Below are 19403 nucleotides of genomic sequence, written 5' to 3'. Positions count from 1 at the left end.
CGTTATTCCACATCGGAGAAGCGCAATGAAACGCATTGCCCCCTCGCTTTTGATGCTCCTGGCCGGGCTGCACGCGGGCGCTTCCGAGACGGTGGAGCGGCCGGGCTGGAAGCGCCACTTCGACGCCTACGGGGTGGCGGGCACCTTCGTGCTCTACGAGCCCGCAAAGAACCGTTACTCGGTCCTCGACCCGGAGCGCGCCCGCCACGGCTACCTGCCCGCGTCCACCTTCAAGGTCCCCAACGCGCTGATCGGCCTCGAGGTGGGCTCGATCCGCGACGAGCACGAGGTCTTCCGCTGGGACGGCAAGCCCAAGCCGCGCCATTCCTGGGAGCAGGACCACACGCTCGACACCGGCATGAAGGAGAGCGTCGTGTGGATGTTCCAGGAGGTCGCTCGCCGCACCGGCAAGGCCCGCATGAAGGAGTGGATCGAGCGCTTCGCCTACGGCAACCGCGATATCGGCGGCGGGATCGATCTCTTCTGGCTCCAGGGGCAGATGCGCATCAGCGCTTTCGAGCAGGTGGAGTTCCTTCGCAAGCTCGAGGAAGGGCGGTTGCCTGTGAGCGCCCGTTCGCGGCGACTCGTACGCGATGCCCTGCGTGTCGAGGAGACCGCGGGATACACCATCTATGCGAAGACCGGCACCACCGGCGCCGTGCGCGAGCCTGTCGTGTGGTGGGTCGGTTGGATCGAGCGCGAGGGCGTCGTGACCGCCTACTTCGCGATGAACGCCACTCCGACGAAGGCCAGCAAGTTCGCGCACCGCTACGCCATCACGCGGGCAATCCTGAAAGAAGCAGGCGTGACAAAATGAATAAAGGGGTCAGACCACTTTATTGCGCAGGACAAGCAATAAAGTGGTCTGACCCCTTTATTCATCGGATCCCGGCCCTCATGAAGGACTGGACGAACTGGCGCTGGAAGAGGAGGAACGCGAGCAACAGCGGCGCCGACGTCATGAGGGTGGCCGCCGTGATGATCGACCAGTCGATACCCTGATCGCCGGACGAGAACACCTGCAGGCCCACGGTCACGGGCCGAGAGGTCACGGAGTTGGTGACGATGAGCGGCCAGAGGAAGTTGTTCCAGTGATAGCTCACCGAGACGAGCCCGTAGGCGAGGTACACGGGCTTCGCGAGCGGAACATAGACGCGCCACAGCACGGTGAGCGGCCCGGCGCCTTCGACGCGCGCGGCCTCGTCCAATTCGCGTGGGACCGACTTGAAGGTCTGCCTCAGGAGAAAGATCCCGAACGCCGACGCCGCGTAGGGCAGCGCGATCGCGGGAATCGAGTCGAGGAGCCCGAGCTTTCCCATCGTGCGGTAGTTCTCCACCAGCAGCACGTCCGGCATGATCATCAGCTGGATCAGTACCAGCAGGAACACCGTGTCCTTGCCGCGGAACTCGTAGCGTGCGAAAGCGTAGGCGGCGAGGGTGCACAGCACGAGCTGCATCGAGAGCACCAGCGTCACGAGCATGAAGCTGTTGAGGAAGTAGCGCGCGAACGGAGCGGCGTCCCAGGCGCGGCGGAAATTCTCGAGCGTGAGCGGCGCCATGAGCGAGAAGCGCGCGGAGTACTCGCTGGGATGGAACGCGGTCCACACGGCGTAGATCAGCGGCAGGATCCAGAGAATGCCCAGCGCCCACGCCGCGACCGTCTCGACACCGAGCGCGATTCCGCGCGGCTCGTAGTGGCGGCTCATCGGACGCTCATTGGTAGTGGACCTTGCGGTCGAGGAACACGAACTGCCCGACCGCCACCAGCGCGAGGATCGCGAGCAGCACGACGGTCAGCGCCGCGGCATAGCCCGTGTCCCAGAAGTTGAAGCCGACCTGGTAGATGTGGAACAGCAGCAGCGACGTGGCGTTGTTCGGTCCGCCCTTCGTCATCACCACGATGTGATCGACCATCCGGAAAGCGTTGATCACCGCGTTCACCATCACGAAGAGCGTGGTGGGCATCAGCAGCGGCAGCACGATCCTTCTCAGATAGTACGAGCGCGGCGCGCCCTCGATGGCCGCGGCTTCCGCAAGCGACGGCGGGATCGACTGCAGCGCCGCGAGGTAGAAGATCATGAAGAAGCCGGCTTCCTTCCACACCGCGACGATCATCATGCAGACGAGTGCCGTCGATTCGCTGCCGAGGTAGTTGCGGCCCGAGAAGCCGAAGAGCCCCGTGAACTGCTCGAGCAGCCCGTACTGCGGCGTGAAGAAGAAGAGCCAGATGTTGGCCACGGCGATCATCGGCAGCACCGTCGGCGTGAAGAACGCCATCCTCAGCCACGTCTTGCCGCGCATCGCGCTGTTCACCCAAAGCGCCATCGCGAGCGCGAGGATGATCGAAAGGGGAATGGTCCCGAGTGCGAACCACAGGTTGTTCCACAGCGACTTCCAGAACACCTCGTCGGCCACCATCACCTGGTAGTTCTCGAGGCCCACGAACGGCGCCGGGCGCTTGCCCTTGGGCGTGCCGAAGAAACTGTCGATCACCGTGCCCACGATCGGCCAGTGGGTGAAGAGCGCCAGCAACGCCAACGAGGGCAGCAGGAGCAGCCAGCCGTGGATCGCGCTTCGGCTCACGCAGGCTCCAGCAACGCGGGCAGCTCGCTCACGGCCCAGAACACCGTGGCGCCGTGCGCCGATAGGCTCGCGGCATCGGAGTGGGGAGCGCCGGCGTAACCGAACACCTTCATTCCCGCTGCGACGCCGGCTTTCGTTCCGGTCGGCGTGTCTTCGATGACGGCGCAGTCGCGCGGGGCGGCCCCCATCGTCTTCGCCGCGTGGAGAAACAGATCCGGCGCGGGCTTCGGCTTCGCGACCTGGGAAGCAGTGAAGATGCGTCCATCGACGAACCGAAGCAGGCCCGCAGCCTCCAGTGCCAACTGCATGCGGTCGGGATTGCCGTTCGAAGCGACGCAGTACGGAATGCGCATCGACGCCAGCAGCTCCGGAATACCTTCCACGGGCTTAACCTCGGCTCGCAGCGCCGCGAACAGCTCGCGGTCCCAGCGGTCGCCGAAATCCGCAGGCAATGGCCGGCCGAGCATGCGCCCGGCCAGCTCGATGCAGCCGTCCTTCGTGTTGCCCACGAACGTGCTCATCACTGTCTCGATCGGAAGGTCGAGCCCCGCCGCAGCGAGCCCGTCGCGGAACACGCGGTTCGCGATCGGCTCGGAGTCGATGAGGACGCCATCACAGTCGAAGATGACCAGCTTGAATACTGGACCCCCGCCTTCGCGGGGGTGACGGTCGTTCACTTGCGACGGTTCACTTGTACGTACGCAGGATGCGGGTGGCCTCGGCCTGGGCATCCTTCATCGCCGCCGCTGGTTCCTTTGCACCCGTGAGGGCCGCCTGGATGCCGTCGTTCAACGCCTTGGTGACGCGCTGGTTGTCGTGCGTGGAAAGCTCCGCCACCGAGTACTGCAGCTGGTCACGCGCGACGGAAGCCACCGGGAAGCCCTTCACGTACTCCGTCATCTTCGCCGTGGCCCACGCGTCGGGACGAACCGCGACATAGCCCGTATCCATGCCCCACTGCGCGGCACGCTCCGGCGTCGTCATGAACTTCGCGAACTTGGCCGCGGCAACCTGCTGCTCCTTCGTCGCCTTCTTGAAGACGTAGAAGTTGCCGCCGCCGGTGGGCGAGCCGCGCTTCTTCGAAGCCGGCAGCATCGCGACGCCGAAATCGAACTTGGCGTTGTTCTTCACGTTGGTGAGGTTGCCCGTCGTGGTCCACATCATCGCGATCTTCTTCTCGAAGAAATCCTTCGGCGTGGTGCCCCACTCGATCACGCCCGCGGGCATCACCTTGTGCTTGCGGCCCAGGTCCACCCAGAACTGCAGGGCCTCGACCACTTCAGGCTTGTCGAAGTAGGTCTCGGTGCCCGCGGCGTTCATCAGCTCCACGCCGTTGGGGGTCGTGAGGCCCTGGAAGAGCCAATACGGGAAACCCGACGACGGGATCTGCACGCCCCACTGCGTGACGTTGCCGGAGGCATCCTTCTTCGTGAGCTTCTGCGCGTACTCGAGCATCTCCTTCCAGTTGGCGGGCGCCTTGTTGGGATCCAGCCCCGCTTCCTTGAAGAGCTCCTTGTTCCAATACAACACGATGGTGGACCGCTGGAACGGGATGCCCCAGGTCTTGCCGCCGGTCTGGCTGTTGGCCATGAACGCGGGGTAGAAGGACTTCCGCCACGCGGCGTCGTCGGCGCCGGAATTGATCTCTTCGAACGGCGTGATCGCGTCCTCGTCGATCAGCGTGTACATGTCGGTGGAGAGCAGGATCGCGGTGGTGGGCGGCGTGCCGGCCTTCTGCGCCGTGATCGCCTTCACCAGCGTCTCCTGGTACGTGCCCGCGTACACCGGTTTCACTTTGATGCCGGGGTTTTCCTTCTCGAAGTCGGCCGACATCTGGTCGATCGTCTTCGTGATGGGTCCGCCGACGGCGACCGGGTAGTAGAACGTGATCTCCGTCTGCGCGAACGCGGAAAGCGCCGTGGCGGTGAGGCCGAGGGCGAGCGCGCGCGCGGCGCGTTGCAGGGTCTTCATTGTTGTCTTCCTCCGTGGTTGTCGAAGCGATGCTCGTGTTGCTTGTCCCAGCTGATGCGAATGGGGTCGCCGGTCTTCACGGTGGCGTGGCCGGGGACGCGCACCAGCACCTCCTGCGCATCCGTGCGGGCCGCCACCAGCGAATCGGCGCCGAGGTACTCGACGGATTCCACCACCGCCGCGAGTCCATCCGATGAAAGGCGCAGGTCCTCGGGGCGCACTCCGATGGTGCCGTCGACGCCCGCGGTCTTGATGAGGTTCATCGGCGGCGCCCCGATGAAGGAGGCCGTGAACGCGGTGGCGGGCCGCTCGTAGAGATCCTCGGGCGTGCCGTTCTGCTCGATCTTCCCGGAGCGCATCAGCACGATGCGGTCGGCCATGGTCATGGCCTCGGTCTGGTCGTGGGTCACGTAGACCATCGTGATGCCGAGGCGGCGCTGCAGCGAGCGGATCTCACGGCGCATCTCGCCGCGTAGCTGGGCGTCGAGGTTCGACAGCGGCTCGTCCATGAGGCACACCGGCGTCTCGGCGATGATGGCCCGGCCCAGGGCCACGCGCTGTTGCTGCCCACCGGAGAGCTGCGACGGCTTGCGGGCCAGCAACGCGCCCAGGCCCAGCAGCTCCGCGACCTTCTTCAGCCTTGCCTCGCGCTCGGCGGCCGGAACCTTGCGCACCTCGAGGCCGAAGACGATGTTCTCGGCCACGGTGAGGTGGGGGAAGAGTGCGTACGACTGGAAGACCATCGAGATGCCGCGCTCGGCCGGAGGCGCCTGGGTCACGTCGCGGCCGGCGATCGTGATGCGCCCTGCGGTGGGAGTGTCGAGGCCGGCGATGAGCCGCAGCGTCGTCGACTTGCCGCACCCGGACGGCCCCAGCAAGGCCACGAACGATCCGGGCTCCACGGCGAAGGAGATGGAATCGACGGCCCGCGTTTCTCCCCAGTGCTTGGCGACGCCGTCGAGCGAAATGGCTGACACGGCGGCATTTTCTCCTAAAATAGCGCCAGCCCCACATCCGCCCGCGAAAGAAGACCAAAAATGCTGCTGTCGTTCGTGATCATCTACTGGATCATCTCCGTCGGGATCGGCATCTACGCCGCCAAGTGGGTGCACAACTCGAGGGACTTCGCGGTCGCCGGCCGGCGGATGCCGATGTACATCGTCACCGCCACGGTCTTCGCCACGTGGTTCGGCTCCGAGACGGTGCTGGGCATCCCGGCCACCTTCATGAAGGAGGGCTTCTCCGGGATCATCGCGGATCCGTTCGGCTCCTCGCTCTGCCTGATCCTCGTGGGCCTGTTCTTCGCGCGGCCGCTCTACCGCATGAACCTCCTCACCATCGGCGACTACTACCGCAAGCGCTACAGCCGCCCGGTGGAGATGCTGACGACGCTCTGCATCGTGATCAGCTACCTCGGCTGGGTGGGTGCGCAGATCAAGGCGCTGGGCCTGGTGTTCTTCGTGGTCTCCGGCGGCTCGGTCACGCAGGAGTGGGGGATGATCATCGGCGCCTCCACGGTGCTGGTGTACACGGTGCTGGGCGGCATGTTCTCGGTGGCGATCACCGACTTCATCCAGATGATCATCATCGTGCTCGGCATGCTCTACATCGCGTTCGCGGTGAGCGGCATCGTGCCGGGCGGCGCCGAGGCGGTGATCACGCACGCGGCGAACAACGACAAGTTCCAGATCCTGCCCAAGCCCGAGCTGAAGGAGGTGCTCTGGTTCCTTGCGGCGTGGATGACCATGATGCTGGGCTCCATCCCGCAGCAGGATGTCTTCCAGCGCGTGCAGTCGGCAAAGAGCGAGGACATCGCCGCGCGCTCGGCGATCGTCGGCGGCATCATGTACTTCTGCTTCGCCTTCATCCCGATGTACCTCGCCTACTCGGCGAGCCTGATCGACCCGGCGATGGTCTCGGGCGCGCTGAAGGAGGGCGGCGACGCGCAGCTGATCCTGCCGAACCTGATCCTCTCGCCGATCGTGCCGATCTTCGCGCAGATCATGTTCTTCGGAGCGCTGCTCTCGGCCATCAAGAGCTGCGCCTCGGCCACGCTGCTGGCGCCGTCGGTGAGCTTCAGCGAGAACATCCTGCGGCCGTTCTTCCCGAACATCCCCGACCACAAGTTCCTGCAGCTGATGCGCGTGGTCCTGGTGGGCTTCACGATCCTCGTCACCTCGTTCGCGATGAGCACCGACGCGTCGATCTACAAGATGGTGGAGAACGCGTACAAGGTCACGCTCGTGGGTGCGTTCGTTCCCCTTGTGTGCGGCCTCTACTGGAAGCGCGCCACCAACCTGGGCGGCATGCTCGCCGTACTCTTCGGCCTCGTGATCTGGATCGGCTGCGAGTACTACTACAAGGAAGCCACCGTGCCCCCGCAGATGGCCGGCCTCATCGCCAGCTTCGCGGGGATGATCATCGGGTCGCTCGCCTTCCGCTCCCTGCAACGCGAAGCGACGGCTTGAAGCCGCCGTCGTCCCCGCGAAGGCGGGGACCCAGTGGATTCCCGCTTTCGCGGGAATGACGGAATCGAATGCTAATCACCTGCATCCTCGTATACCTCGCCGTGTCGATCGCGATCGGCCTGTACGCGGCGCGGCGCGTGCAGGACGCGCGGGATTTCGCGGTCGCGGGCAAGCGCTTCGGCACGGTGGTCGTCACGGCGACCGTGTTCGCCACGTGGTTCGGCGCCGAGACGGTACTCGGCATTCCCGCCACGTTCCTGAAGGATGGCCTTCGCGGCCTGGTCGCGGATCCGTTCGCGGCGATGGGCTGCCTGGTGCTCGTGGGCCTCGTCTTCGCGCGCGCCTTCTATCGACTCGACGTGCTCACGCTCGGCGACTACTTCCGCCGCCGGTTCGACCGGCCGACCGAAATCGTGCTGTCGCTGTGCATCGCGTTCTCGTACCTGGGATGGATCGCCGCGCAGTTCGTGGCGATCGGGCTCGCGTTCAACGTCCTGTCGCACGGCGCCATCGACACGCGCACCGGCATCGTGATCGGTACCGTGGCCGTCCTCATCTATACGATCCGCGGCGGCATGTGGTCGGTGGCGCTCACCGACTTCTTCCAGGCGATCGTGATCATCGGCGGCATGCTCTACGTCGCGTGGGTCGTCTCGGACCTCGCCGGCGGTGCAGGACGTGTGGTCGACGCCCTCGCGACCTCCGAGCGGATGGCCCTCCTGCCCGAGCCCGACGCACGCTCGATCCTCGCGTGGATCTCCGCCGCCCTGATCGTGCTGTGCGGCTCGGTCCCGCAACAGGATGTCCTCCAGCGTGTGATGAGCGCGAAGGATGAAGGGGTCGCGGTGCGCGCCTCGATCCTCGGCGGCGTTCTCTATTTCATCGTCGCCTCGCTGCCGATCTTCCTCGTCGGTGCGGCGACACTCATCGACGCGCCGCTCGTCGACCGGCTGATCAAGGACGACTACCAGCTGATCCTTCCCACGCTCATCCTCGAGCGCACGCCGCTCGCGGTGCAGGTGCTCTTCTTCGGCGCGTTGTTGTCGGCCATCCTCTCCACCGCGGGCGGCGCGCTCCTGGCGCCGGCAGTCGTCATCGCGGAGAACGTCGTTCGGCCGGTGATGGAGCGACGCGGCGCAGGCCCGCTCGGCGATGCCCGCCTCCTGAAGACCATGCGGGTGAGCGTGCTGCTCCTCGGGCTCGCGGTCCTGGCCATGGCCCTCACCTCGAAGATGTCCATCTACCAGCTGGTCAACGAGTCGGGGAAGGTCGTGCTCGTGTCGGCTTTCGTTCCGCTGACGGCCGGCCTGTTCTGGAAGCGGGCCACGGCCCGCGGCGCCCACCTCTCCATTGCCGCGGGGCTGGTCACCTGGATCGTGCTGGAGGCCGTGGCTCCCGAAGTGGTCGTCCCCCCGGCGTTGGCCGGCCTGCTGGCGGGTGTCCTGGGGATGATGTTGGGTTCAATGGCGTCCCGTCCGAAGGCCGTCATCCCCGCGTAGCCGGGGATCCAGCTGGGTTCCCGCCTTCGCGGGAATGACCCCGTAGCGCCCCCACATCCGCGCCGCCCGCACTTCGGTCCGCCGTTTCCGCATTTCGTCGCTTTCCGCTATCTCCCGCCCGGGCAACGGCCGAAAGTGCAGTCATCCCGCGACGCAAACCGCTCCGGGGCCGACAAAAGGAGACCCAGCCATGACGAACTTCCGCGAATTCAACCTCGACTCCACGCTTTCGGTTGCCATGATGGTCGCCGCCGGTCTTGCGGTCGCCTGGTTCGCCGTCTCCAAGGATTCCGCCTCGCAGCAGGCCCAGCGCATCGCCGCCGAAGACCGCGTGACGGTCTCCCAGGAAGACTCGCACTTCCGCGTCACCGTCACCGCCCAGCGCCCGCACGATTTCGTGCCCGCCTCGGTCCAGGCCGACGCCCGCCGCACGACCGGAAGCAACTCGCAACGCACCTGATTTCGGTTACGTCCCCCTGCAACTCCTCCCCCAATACGGAGTTGCCCTAAGCCCAGCCTCCCGCTGGGCTTTTTTTTTGCTCCATTCGTCCCCGCTTATACGCGTTTCGTCGCAATTTCTTTGCCCGGTCACGGCGCCGCCGGTAACCTTTCAGTCATGAAAGCGCGCCTCCTCCCGCCCGTCCCCCGGATTCCCGGTCCCGCGTCCTTCCCGCGCAGGCGGGAACCCACGGGTCTCTGGAGCGGGCGGCCGGCACCCGGCCTCTCCGGCCGGTGGAAGGGCGCCCACCGCCTGGCACTCCCCGCGAGCTGAGCCCCCATGAGCCGCTACGCCTACCTCTTCGAGGGGTTGACGGTCCGGCGCGTGGCTTGGGTAACCCTCATCTGCGTGGTCGCCACGGCGATCGTGGTGTGGTTCTTCATCAACACGTATCTCGACCTGCTGGTGACGTCGCTCTGCGTCGGCTACACCAGCATGGTTCTGTTCACCATCGCGGGGAACCTGCGCGAGTCGGCCATGCCGCGCGAGGTGCGCCAGGTGCTCGCCATCGTGGCGGGGTCCTTCATCGGCACGGTGCTCACCGGCATCGTGAAGGGCCGCGACCTGCTGCAGATGTTCACCGAGCGCCTCGCGGGCGTGACGATCAGCATGAGCCTTGGCATCGGCTTCGGCTGCGTCGTGGTGGCGTGGTTCATCCTGCGCGAGAAGCTCGCGCGCGACCAGGCGCGGATCCTCGCCGCCGAGAGCGAGCGCCACCAGTTCGAGAAGAACATGCTGCAAGCGCGGTTGCAGCTCATGCAGGCGCAGGTCGAGCCGCACTTCCTCTTCAACACGCTCGCCAACGTTCAGCACCTGGTCGAGACGGATCCGGCGAACGCGAGCCGCATGCTGGACAGCCTCATCAAGTACCTGCGCGCCGCGATGCCGCAGATGCGAGAGTCGGCGACCAACCTCGGACGGGAGGTGGAGATGTCGCGCGCTTTCCTCGAGATCACGCGCATGCGCATGGGCACGCGCCTCACGTACGACGTCGATGTTCCGGAGGCCCTTCGCAGCCGCCAGTTCCCGCCGATGATGCTGATCTCGCTCGTGGAGAACGCGGTCAAGCACGGCATCGATCCGTGTTGCGACGCCGGCTCCATCAGCATCCGCGCGCGCGAGGACAACGGCCGCCTCACCGTCTCCGTGGCCGACACGGGCGAGGGCATCCTGCCGAAGAAGGGAACGGGCGTGGGCCTGTCGAACATCCGCGAGCGCCTGAAGACGCTGCACGGCACCTCCGCTCGCCTGATCCTGCAGGAGAACGCGCCCCACGGCGTCGTGGCCGCGATCGAAATCGACGATAATCCCGCCACTGAAGCGGCGCCCACCGTGACCGGCGCCGCGGCCGCGGCCTAGCACCACCCCATGAAGACACCGACCTGCGTCATCGCCGACGACGAGCCGCTATTGCGGGCGCAGCTCAAGTCGCGGCTCGCGCGCCTGTGGCCCGAGCTCGCCATCGCCCACGAGATGGAGAACGGCCGCGACGTGCAGGCCGTGATCGACGAGCATTCGCCCACGCTCTTCTTCCTCGACATCCACATGCCCGGCGTGAACGGCCTCGAGGCGGCGCGCGCGATCGGCAAGCAGGCCCACATCGTGTTCGTGACCGCCTTCGACCAGTACGCGGTCGAGGCTTTCGAGCAAGGCGCGATCGACTACGTGCTGAAGCCCTTCAACGAGGAGCGCCTGGCCACCACGGTGGAGCGCCTGCGCGAGCGCCTGGGCGGCGAGCCGCCGGTGCTGGAGCAGCTCATCTCCGACCTCGCCTCGCGCCTGGGCGGCAAGGCCCAGGACCACCTGCGCTGGATCAAGGCCTCGGTGGGCCAGAACGTCCGGCTGATCCCGGTGGAGGAGGTGCTCTTCTTCCAGTCCGACGAGAAGTACACCCGCGTGGTGACGATCGATTCCGAGACCCTCATCCGCAAGCCCATCAAGGAGCTCCTGGACGAGCTGGACCCGGACAAGTTCTGGCAGATCCACCGGGCGACCATCGTGAACGTGGACCATATCGCCACGGTGAAGCGGGGCCTCAAGGACCAGGCGGAGCTGGCCCTCCGGGACCACCGGGAGGCGCTGGTCGTTTCGCGAGCGTTCACTCACCTTTTCAAGCAGATGTAGCGTGCATGTCTCCCCCGCGAAGGCGGGGGCCCAGGCTGGATTCCCGTCCCCGATAAAGGCACTCGGGGATGACGGCGGGAATGACGAATCCTGGCCCGGTTCGTCGGCGCCCCCTACGTTTCACCCCCCGGTTTCTGCAGTTCGCCGTTTGTGGCTGGCCCCCCCTCCTGTCACCCCTAGATTCACCCCCGTAAGGCCGAAAACGGCCTGTGAAACCTAGGGGAGCGGGCAATGACACTGATCCAGGCGTTGGGACCGAACGTGACGACCGTCGCGATCTTCTTCGGAGTGCTGTCGGTCTCCCTGGCCGCCGTGGTCATCGCCCTGCTCTCGGACTACTGAAATAATCGGGCCCCGGCCCCTGGAAACCGAATGAAGTCGCTCTCCGACCTCCTGTACAAGACCCCGTGGTGGGCCCTGCTCGTCGCAGCCTTCGCCTGCCTCATCGCGCTCGCGGCGTTCGTGACGCCGTACCACATCATCGATTACCGGGCCGAGGGCGACACCGACCAGGAGCGCCGCGCCATCAAGCGCGAGATCGACAACGCCTTCGCCGAGAACGCGATCGACATCGCCCACGGCGTGATCCGTGGCATGCGCCGCAGCACCAAGGACCCGGAGCGCCGCGCCGAGCTGGATGAAGCCTTGCGCGGCCTCCAGGAGGCGCGCCAGGAGCTGCGCGACGCCGGGGCTGAAGTGCTGCGTGCCAAGCGCGACGCCCTCGAGCAGAGCCGCGACGCCGCGCGGACCGCCATGACCCGCCTCGAAGAAGCCCGGCGCGAGATCGAAGTCGCGATGAGCAAGGGCGGGCCCCAGAATGCCGAAGCGCGCCGCGCCCTGGATGACGCGATCAAGGCCGCCGCCGAAGCGCAGGCGCGCGTGGAGGCCGAAGCCGCCACGACCAAGCCCCGCAAGCGCATCCGCATCGGGGTATCCGGCGACAGCGACAAGCCCCTGGTCGACATCGACGTGGGCGAGCCGCAGCCCGGCGAGAAGCAGGGCCTGCACATCGAGAGCACGCCGGATACGCCGAAGGTCCCGTCCGGGAAGCCGGGCAAGGGCGTGCCGCCGCCGCTCCCGGGCTCGATCGCAGCGCCGCCGTCTCCCCCGTCTGCGCCAGCGCCGGGCGCCATGCCGTCCCCGCCCTCCCCGGGCGCCGCCCCGTCCCCGCCGTCGCCGCCTTCGGAGCCGCTGCCGCCCGAATTCCGCGACCGCATCCGCCAGAACGTGACCGGCGACATGTATCGCATCGGCATCGGCGCGGCGCTCGCGTTGATCCTGCTGCCGATGTTCGTGCTGGCCGTGATCGCGAAATTCTTCATCGACCGCTCGCGGGCCGCGACGCGCATGGCCGATCTCAAGCGCAAGGAAGCCGAGCATCACCGCATGAGCCAGCAGCTCACGGAAGCGAAGCTGCAGGCGCTGCAAGCCCAGGTCGAACCGCACTTCCTCTACAACACGCTCGCCTCGGTGCAGGCGTTGACGGAGGTCGACCCCGCACAGGCCAACGCGATGACGGGCCACTTGATCCAGTACCTGCGCAACGCGCTGCCGAAGATGCGTGAAGGCATCTCGACGGTCGGCCAGGAGATCGAGCTCGTCCGCGCGTATCTCTCCATCCTGCAGATGCGCATGGGCAAGCGGCTCGCCTTCGAGATCAACGTGCCCGAGAGCCTGAACGCGATCGCCTTCCCGCCGCTGATGCTGCCCTCCCTGGTCGAGAACGCGATCAAGCATGGCCTCGAGCCGCAGCGCGAGGGCGGGACCGTGAACATCAGCGCCGAGCTGGTCGAAGGGCGGCTGCGCCTCATCGTCGCCGACACCGGCCGCGGCTTCGGCGAGACGATCGGCGCCGGCGTGGGACTCGCCAACATCCGCGAGCGCCTCGCCGCGCTCTACGGCGACACCGCGAAGCTCACGCTCGTGGAGAACACGCCGAAGGGTGTGGTCGCGACGATCGACGTGCCGGCCGATGCCGCGCGCGCCGCATCGGCGGCCCAGGCGGCGCAAGCTGCAACCGCGGCCACGAAGCAGGCCGACGCTCCGGCCGAGCCCGCGATTCCCCTGACGCGCACCGCTCGCTTCCTCGGCGTGCTCGCGGCCGTCGAGCGCTTCTGGCGCAGGGCGCTCATCTATTTCTTCTACGCCCTCGTGATCCTTGCCGCGGTGTTCGCGTTCGTGGGCATCGTGGGTGTGGTGACGGGCGCCTTCCCGGTGCAGATCGAGGACGAGATCTTCTCCGGTCCCGGGGGCTCGCTCCTGGGGACCGCCGCGGTCCTGCTCGCGTTCGTGGTGTGCGTGGTCGCGATCGCGATCGTGGTCGCGGTGATCTACGGGCTGGGGTTCCTCTTCGTGGCACTCACCGTGCTGATGGCGCTGATCTTCCTCGCCGGGATCTCACCGGTCCTGGCGCCCATCATCCTGGTGGGGCTCGCGATCTGGTGGTTCATGCGCAAGAAGGAACCCAAGGTCGTCGAGCAGCGCGTCGAGCCCACGCTGTAAAATCGCGCCATGCCTACCGCCATCCTCGCCGAGGACGAGCCGATCCTCCGAGCGCAGCTCGAGAACAAGCTGAAGAAGCTCTGGCCCGAGCTCGAGATCATCGCCTCCGTGGAAGATGGCGCCGCCGCCCTCGAAGCGCTCGAGGACCGCGTCCCCGACTTCATGTTCCTCGACATCCAGATGCCGGAGATGACGGGCGTGGAGGTCGCGCGCCACGTCGGCGGCCGCTGCCACGTGGTCTTCGTGACGGCATACGACGAATACGCGGTGCAGGCCTTCGAGACCGGGGCGGTGGACTACATCCTCAAGCCCGCCACCGACGAGCGCCTCGGTACGACGATCGAGCGGCTGAAGGCCAAGCTCTCGGCTCCGCCCACGGACCTGAAGGCGATCCTCGCGCAGATCGGCCAGCTCGGCCCGAAGAAGGAGCGCCTGCAGTGGATCAAGGCCACCATCGGCCAGAACCTGCGGCTGATCCCCGTGGCCGAGGTGCTGTTCTTCCAGTCCGACGAGAAATACACGCGCGTCGTGACGGCCGATGCCGAGGCGCTCATCAAGACGCCGATCCGCGAGCTCATGGAGGGCCTCGATCCCGAGGTCTTCTGGCAGATCCACCGTTCTACCCTGGTGAATGCCGCCGCCATCGCCGCGGTGACCCGCGATTTCCGCGGCCAGGCCCACGTGAAGATCAAGGGCAAGGACGACAACCTCGTCGTCTCCCGCATCTACTCCCACCTCTTCAAGCAGATGTAGGCGGCAATAAAGGGGTCAGACCACTTTATTCATGCTGCCCTTCGAATAAAGTGGTCTGACCCCTTTATTGACCGGGCTTCCTGCCCGGCGACGATCGAATAAAGGAGTCTGACCCCCGATTTTTGTCGCTTCGTCGGCTCCCAGCCCCCACCAAGGCCCTTCCGGTAGGCTTTTCCCATGGCGACCAACCTCTGGACCCGGGCCAAGGCCTATTTCGTACGCATCGAGGAGTGCGGCGACGCGTGGGCGCGCAGGCGCCTGACCGCCGAGGAGTACGCCGAGGCGAGCGACCTCGACCGCCTCATCAAGCTCCATTTCTGGAAGTGGTTCGCGATGTTCGTCGCGGCCACGCTTGTGGGCGGCCTGATCGTGCTCGGCATCAGCCCCGAGATGTCGTTCGCCAAGGCGGCCGTCGGTTCGGGCGTGGTGATCCTGTATGCGCTCGCCGCCGTGGCGTCCGCCTGGTACGGCTACCGCAAATGGGCGAAGCATCCCTTCTGGTACATCCTCGGCATCTTCATCCTGCTGATGCTGGCCGGGACGCTCTTCGGGTTCTCGATCTCGTCGTTCATGAGCGGCCGTGCGTTCACGGACCTCGCCTGGGAACGGGTGGCGCGCGGGGCGTCGGTCGCGTTGCTGCTGGGCATCGGTGCCTCGGCGGTGCTGCTCACGATCGCTCGCCTCCGGCAACGTGAAGCGTTGCAGCGTGCGGCGCGCCTGGAAGCGGAGGCGGAGCGCGAGCGCCTTGCACGACAGTCGATTCAAGCAGAGCTGAAGCTGCTGCAGGCGCAGGTCGAGCCGCACTTCCTCTTCAACACGCTCGCCAACATCCGCCACCTCGTGCAGACCGGTTCGCCCGACGCGGTCGTGATGCTCGACCACCTCATCCGCTACTTGCGAACGGCGCTGCCCGAGATTCGCGCCGAGGGCTCCACGCTCGGACGCGAGGCCGATCTCGCGCGAGCCTATCTCGAGATCCTGCGCATCCGCATGGGCGGAACGCTTTCGTTCGCGATCGACATTCCCGACGAGCTCGCGCGTGAGCCCTTCCCGCCGCTGATGGTGATCACGTTGGTCGAGAACGCGATCAAGCACGGTGTCGCGCCCCAGGGCCGCGGCCGGGTCGACATCCGCGCGGCGAAGCAGGGCGACCGCATCCACGTCACGGTGGAAGACGACGGGCGCGGCCTGCAGGAGCCGATCGGCCAGGGTATCGGCCTTGCCAACGTGCGCGAGCGGTTGCGCGCGATCTTCGGTGAAAGTGCCAGCCTCGCGCTCTCCGGCCGCGACGGCCCCGGCACCCGGGCGGTGATCGAGGTGCCCGCGTGACGCGCGCCACCGCCGTCATCGCCGACGACGAGCCGCTGCTGCGTGAAAGCCTGCGCTCCGCGCTCGCGGAAGCCTGGCCCGGGCTGGAGATCGTCGCCGAGGCCTCGAACGGCGCCGAAGCCGTGCACGCCGTCCGCGAGCATCGGCCGGCGTTCGCCTTCCTCGACATCGAGATGCCGGCGATGAACGGCCTCGAGGCCGCGCGCGAGATCCGCGACCTCGCGCACGTGGTCTTCGTGACTGCTTATGACCGCTACGCCGTCGAAGCCTTCGATCGCGGCGCCGTGGACTATGTGTTGAAGCCCGCGGCCGTGGATCGCCTCGCGGATACGGTGAAGCGTCTCAAGGAGCGGCTCGCGTCGCCCGTGCCCCACCTCGACTCGCTGGTGGACGAGCTCGCGCGCCGCATGGCTCCGTCCGGCGAGCGTTTGCAATGGCTGCAGGCCACGCTCGGCAACACGCTTCGTCTCGTGAACGTGGACGACGTCCTCTACTTCCAGTCGGACACGAAGTACACGCGCGTGACCACCCGCGAGGGCGAGGCGCTGGTGAAGAAAACGCTGAAGGAGTTGTGCGCGGAGCTGGACCCGCGCAGGTTCTGGCAGGTCCATCGCGGCACCATCGTGAACGTGGCGGCGATCGCGTCCGTATCGACCGATGAACTGGGGAAGCGAGAGATCACCCTGAAGGACCGGCCGGAGCGGCTCGAGGTGAGCCGCACCTTCTCGCACCTCTTCAAGGCGAGCTAGCTCAGGAGCTGGAAAGCCTCTCCGCTTCGAGCCTCTTCTGCAGCGCCGCGAAGAGCCCGCCCAGCATCGCGCCGCCGGGCACCGTGATCCAGCCCATGAAGAGCAGGCTCCACGCGGTGAAGGCAGCCGCCCCCCAGAGCGCGTTCAACGGATCGATCACGTCCTTCTGCGCGAGGAGCCCCGTCATGGCGGCCATCCACGCGCCCCAAAGGACCAGGAGCCAGCAGATGTACTGGCCGCCGATGCCGGCGAGCAACCCCGCGAGGATGCCGCGCCGCACGGAGAGCTTCGACTTCCACCCGATGAAGAGCCACCAGTTGAAGGCGCCCGTGAGGAATGCCGCGATGCCCGCGGGCACGGCGAAGAAGCGGTAGCTCTCGTTCGGGCTCGCCAGGATCGCCACGACGATTCCGCACGCGATGCCGAACACGCCGCAGACGGCGCCGAAGCCCAGCACGTACTTCCGGTCTTCGCGCGTCACGACACCGCCCCCAGCTCGCCCTTCAACCGCTCCATGCGCAAGGCGACGAGCGCCCCGCGTTGCAGCGCGTAGAAGCGGCGCGTGTCGTAAAGAAGTCCGTTCTTGGGATCCTCGCACTCGTACGCGACGATGAGGCGGCTGTCGGCGCGGTAGTCGAGCCAGTCGGGAAACTGTGCGGCCTCCTTCGCACCTCCGGGCGCGCAGGAATTCAGCGTGCGCGGCGCCATCACCACGCGCCCCGTCTGCTGGTCGATCACGGCCCACTGCAGGCAGTTGGAGCCGCAGCCCCAGCGCGCGATCTTGAAGTGGCCGTTGAAGTCCGCGGGCTGCTTCGCGGCCTCGCGAATCTGCGTGGCGAACTTGGCCGCGGGTCCCGTGACGATGGGCTTGGCCGCAGGCGCCACGAGAGGTTCATCGGGCGGAAACGCGGCGAAGTCGACGGCGGCAAGAAGGAGCGCGGCGGCGAGCAGCAGGGGCATGGGTCGTGAATTCTTGTTGTGAGATGATGGGCGGAAACAAAGATCACTCCTCCCGCGGCGCTATTTATGATCTACGAGCTTCCCGGACGCAAGCCCTCGATGAAGGGCGACTACTACGTCGCGCCGAACGCGGCCGTGATCGGCACGGTGGTGCTCGAGCACGGTGCCAGCGTGTGGTTCAACGTCACCATTCGCGGCGACAGCGACGTGATCACCCTGGGCGAGAACGTGAACATCCAGGACGGCAGCGTGATCCACGCCGACGAGGGCACGCCGGTCACGCTCCACCGCAACGTGAGTGTCGGCCACATGGTGATGCTGCACGGCTGCACGGTGCACGAGAACTCGCTGATCGGCATCGGCGCGATTGTTCTGAACCGCGCCGTCATCGGGAAGAACTGCCTCATCGGCGCGGGTGCGCTCGTGCCCGAGGGCAAGATGATTCCCGACGGCTCGCTCGTCCTCGGTGTTCCCGGCAAGGTCGTGCGGCAGATGACCCCCGAGGACATCGCGTTGAACACGTGGATCGCGAACCACTATGTCGAGCGCGCAGCCCTCTACCGATCCGGCCTCAAGCCCGTCGGCTGAGCTCTCGCCGGGGCGCCACCGCGGCTCGCTGCTGGTGTGCGCGCTGGTCCTCGCGTATGCGAGCCTCTATCCCTTCGTTCCCCTTCGCCTGCCCGCGGCCGACGCCGTCGCGCTCTTCCTGCAGCTTCGCTACCTCACCGGCTTCGACATCGCACTGAACGTGGTGGCCTACGTGCCGCTCGGCGCGCTCGCCGTGCTGGCATTGCGTGCTTCGGGCGCGTATCGCCACGTCATCGCGAAGGCCGCGGTGATCGGCTTCGGATTCAGCGCGGTGATGGAAGCGCTGCAGCTCTTCATCCCGTTTCGCGTGGCGCAGGTGGCGGACGTGGCGTCCAACACCCTCGGGTCGCTGATCGGCGCCCTGCTCTTCGCACGTCCCGTGTACGAGCGCATCACGCGCCCGCTCGAGGCGCTGCGCGACCGCCTGGTGGAGCCCGGTCCGTGGGGCGATGCGGGACTGGCGCTCGTCACGCTGTGGCTGATCGCGCAGCTCAATCCCGCGCTGCCGTTCTTCGAAGCGGGGAGCATCGGCTCCGCGGGCGACACCGATCCCTTCGAGGGCGACGTCGTGATCCTCGCGCTGCAGGCGATGGCGATCGGACTCTCCACGTGCGGCTTCGGGCTCTTCGTCTCTTCGCTGCTGCGCGGGCCCGACGGCGCGCTGCGAGCGACCGTGGCGCTGCTCAGCATCGCGCTGTGGCTCAAGTTCGTGACCGCGGCAACGATGCTGAAGCCCCAGCTCTCCGCCGACTGGGTGAACGAGGTGCGCGTGATCGGCCTCGCCGCCGGCCTGCTGATCTTCATACCGCTGCGCGAGCTGCAACGCTCGACGCGGACGTACCTCGCGATGATGCTGGTGCTGGCCGGAGCGCTCTTCGCGCGCATCGTCGGCGACTACAGCCCGATGGACGATCTCGTGCGCCTCTTCCGCTGGCCCCACGGCCAGCTCTCCACGTTCACCTCGCTCACGCGCTACCTGCACGAAGTATGGCCGCTGCTGGTGATGGGCTACCTGATCGCGTACTTCGTCTCGGGGCGCGGCAGGGACGTGCGATAATTTCCGCATGGAATCCTTCTACAAGCACCACGTTTTCTTCTGCCTGAACCGCCGCGATGCGCCCGAGGCCTGCTGCGCCTGCCATGGCGCCGAATCGATGCAGTCCTACGCCAAGGACCGCATCAAGGCCATGAAGCTGAGCGGCCCGGGCAAGATCCGCATCAACAAGTCCGGCTGCCTGGACCGTTGCGAGGAAGGCCCCGTCATCGTCGTGTATCCGGACAACGTCTGGTACACGTACGTGGACAAGAACGACATCGACGAGATCATCGACGAGCACCTCGTCGGCGGCAAGGTCGTCGAGCGCCTCAAGATCTAGGC

General features: G+C 66.6%; 21 protein-coding genes. 14 read left to right on the top strand and 7 right to left on the bottom strand.

Features of this window, described 5'->3' with window-relative positions; genetic code table 11:
* Nucleotides 1-25: 25 nt before the first annotated feature.
* On the top strand, nucleotides 26-817 hold the full coding sequence (gene blaOXA, locus DSM104443_RS20655; protein WP_171095718.1) for a class D beta-lactamase: 792 nt from the start codon (nucleotides 26-28) through the stop codon (nucleotides 815-817).
* A gap of 61 nt (nucleotides 818-878) precedes the next feature.
* Here blaOXA and DSM104443_RS20650 read toward each other — a convergent pair whose 3' ends face one another.
* From DSM104443_RS20650 to DSM104443_RS20630, 5 genes are read right to left on the bottom strand one after another with little or no spacing between them, the layout of a single operon-like run.
* Nucleotides 879-1706: a carbohydrate ABC transporter permease gene (locus DSM104443_RS20650; RefSeq protein ID WP_212756825.1), complete on the bottom strand. Its 828-nt coding sequence runs from the start codon at nucleotides 1704-1706 to the stop codon at nucleotides 879-881.
* 7 nt (nucleotides 1707-1713) lie between these two features.
* Nucleotides 1714-2583, bottom strand: a complete 870-nt coding sequence (locus DSM104443_RS20645; RefSeq protein ID WP_171095716.1) for a carbohydrate ABC transporter permease — start codon at nucleotides 2581-2583, stop codon at nucleotides 1714-1716.
* Nucleotides 2580-3260 carry an HAD family hydrolase gene (locus DSM104443_RS20640; RefSeq protein WP_171095714.1) on the bottom strand — a complete coding sequence of 227 codons (681 nt, stop codon included), beginning with the start codon at nucleotides 3258-3260 and terminating at the stop codon, nucleotides 2580-2582. The genes DSM104443_RS20645 and DSM104443_RS20640 overlap by 4 nt, the downstream gene beginning before the upstream one ends.
* A 10-nt stretch (nucleotides 3261-3270) precedes the next feature.
* The gene (locus DSM104443_RS20635) at nucleotides 3271-4554 is read right to left on the bottom strand and encodes an ABC transporter substrate-binding protein (protein ID WP_171095711.1); all 1284 of its coding nucleotides are present in this window, start codon (nucleotides 4552-4554) and stop codon (nucleotides 3271-3273) included.
* Nucleotides 4551-5531 carry an ABC transporter ATP-binding protein gene (locus DSM104443_RS20630; protein ID WP_171095709.1) on the bottom strand — a complete coding sequence of 327 codons (981 nt, stop codon included), beginning with the start codon at nucleotides 5529-5531 and terminating at the stop codon, nucleotides 4551-4553. Before DSM104443_RS20630 ends, DSM104443_RS20635 begins: the two co-directional genes overlap by 4 nt.
* 60 nt (nucleotides 5532-5591) lie before the next feature.
* Here DSM104443_RS20630 and DSM104443_RS20625 point away from each other — a divergent pair, with 60 nt between their 5' ends.
* The 10 genes from DSM104443_RS20625 (at nucleotide 5592) to DSM104443_RS20580 (ending at nucleotide 16477) form a co-directional block, all read left to right on the top strand.
* The gene (locus tag DSM104443_RS20625; protein ID WP_171095707.1) at nucleotides 5592-7022 is read left to right on the top strand and encodes a high affinity choline transporter 1; all 1431 of its coding nucleotides are present in this window, start codon (nucleotides 5592-5594) and stop codon (nucleotides 7020-7022) included.
* A gap of 68 nt (nucleotides 7023-7090) precedes the next feature.
* Nucleotides 7091-8521, top strand: a complete 1431-nt coding sequence (locus tag DSM104443_RS20620; protein WP_171095705.1) for a high affinity choline transporter 1 — start codon at nucleotides 7091-7093, stop codon at nucleotides 8519-8521.
* Nucleotides 8522-8711: 190 nt separating this feature from the next.
* Complete coding sequence (locus DSM104443_RS20615) at nucleotides 8712-8981, top strand: hypothetical protein (RefSeq protein ID WP_171095703.1); 270 nt, start codon at nucleotides 8712-8714, stop codon at nucleotides 8979-8981.
* 156 nt (nucleotides 8982-9137) lie between these two features.
* The gene (locus DSM104443_RS20610; protein WP_171095701.1) at nucleotides 9138-9293 is read left to right on the top strand and encodes a hypothetical protein; all 156 of its coding nucleotides are present in this window, start codon (nucleotides 9138-9140) and stop codon (nucleotides 9291-9293) included.
* A gap of 6 nt (nucleotides 9294-9299) precedes the next feature.
* The gene (locus DSM104443_RS20605) at nucleotides 9300-10379 is read left to right on the top strand and encodes a sensor histidine kinase (protein ID WP_171095698.1); all 1080 of its coding nucleotides are present in this window, start codon (nucleotides 9300-9302) and stop codon (nucleotides 10377-10379) included.
* A 9-nt stretch (nucleotides 10380-10388) separates the two neighbouring features.
* Nucleotides 10389-11144: a LytR/AlgR family response regulator transcription factor gene (locus DSM104443_RS20600; RefSeq protein WP_171095696.1), complete on the top strand. Its 756-nt coding sequence runs from the start codon at nucleotides 10389-10391 to the stop codon at nucleotides 11142-11144.
* Between the two features lie 372 nt (nucleotides 11145-11516).
* Nucleotides 11517-13646, top strand: a complete 2130-nt coding sequence (locus DSM104443_RS20595; RefSeq protein ID WP_171095694.1) for a histidine kinase — start codon at nucleotides 11517-11519, stop codon at nucleotides 13644-13646.
* 9 nt (nucleotides 13647-13655) lie between these two features.
* The gene (locus DSM104443_RS20590) at nucleotides 13656-14399 is read left to right on the top strand and encodes a LytR/AlgR family response regulator transcription factor (protein ID WP_171095692.1); all 744 of its coding nucleotides are present in this window, start codon (nucleotides 13656-13658) and stop codon (nucleotides 14397-14399) included.
* A gap of 177 nt (nucleotides 14400-14576) precedes the next feature.
* Nucleotides 14577-15728 carry a sensor histidine kinase gene (locus DSM104443_RS20585; RefSeq protein WP_171095690.1) on the top strand — a complete coding sequence of 384 codons (1152 nt, stop codon included), beginning with the start codon at nucleotides 14577-14579 and terminating at the stop codon, nucleotides 15726-15728.
* Nucleotides 15725-16477 carry a LytR/AlgR family response regulator transcription factor gene (locus DSM104443_RS20580; RefSeq protein WP_171095688.1) on the top strand — a complete coding sequence of 251 codons (753 nt, stop codon included), beginning with the start codon at nucleotides 15725-15727 and terminating at the stop codon, nucleotides 16475-16477. The genes DSM104443_RS20585 and DSM104443_RS20580 overlap by 4 nt, the downstream gene beginning before the upstream one ends.
* Before the next feature lies 1 nt (nucleotide 16478).
* On the opposite strand, the gene DSM104443_RS20575 is transcribed toward DSM104443_RS20580, so the two are convergent.
* Nucleotides 16479-16958: a hypothetical protein gene (locus DSM104443_RS20575; RefSeq protein WP_171095686.1), complete on the bottom strand. Its 480-nt coding sequence runs from the start codon at nucleotides 16956-16958 to the stop codon at nucleotides 16479-16481.
* Entirely contained in the window at nucleotides 16955-17437 is a 483-nt protein-coding gene (locus tag DSM104443_RS20570) for a hypothetical protein (protein WP_171095685.1), read from the bottom strand. The genes DSM104443_RS20575 and DSM104443_RS20570 overlap by 4 nt, the downstream gene beginning before the upstream one ends.
* 66 nt (nucleotides 17438-17503) lie before the next feature.
* Between DSM104443_RS20570 and DSM104443_RS20565 the strand changes: the two genes are divergently transcribed.
* Genes DSM104443_RS20565 through DSM104443_RS20555 form a run of 3 tightly spaced genes read left to right on the top strand, consistent with a single transcriptional unit; the run spans nucleotide 17504 to nucleotide 19401 of the window.
* Nucleotides 17504-18025: a gamma carbonic anhydrase family protein gene (locus DSM104443_RS20565; RefSeq protein WP_171095683.1), complete on the top strand. Its 522-nt coding sequence runs from the start codon at nucleotides 17504-17506 to the stop codon at nucleotides 18023-18025.
* The gene (locus DSM104443_RS20560; protein WP_171095681.1) at nucleotides 17976-19082 is read left to right on the top strand and encodes a VanZ family protein; all 1107 of its coding nucleotides are present in this window, start codon (nucleotides 17976-17978) and stop codon (nucleotides 19080-19082) included. Before DSM104443_RS20565 ends, DSM104443_RS20560 begins: the two co-directional genes overlap by 50 nt.
* Nucleotides 19083-19089: 7 nt before the next feature.
* Nucleotides 19090-19401, top strand: coding sequence for a (2Fe-2S) ferredoxin domain-containing protein (locus DSM104443_RS20555; protein ID WP_171095678.1), 312 nt, complete (start codon nucleotides 19090-19092; stop codon nucleotides 19399-19401).
* The last annotated feature ends 2 nt before the right edge of the window (nucleotides 19402-19403 follow it).

The sequence above is a fragment of the Usitatibacter rugosus genome, assembly GCF_013003965.1.
Taxonomy (GTDB): Bacteria; Pseudomonadota; Gammaproteobacteria; order Burkholderiales; family Usitatibacteraceae; genus Usitatibacter; species Usitatibacter rugosus.
The sequence above is the reverse complement of the archived record's forward strand: the minus strand, read 5'-3'. Positions and strand labels throughout refer to the sequence as shown.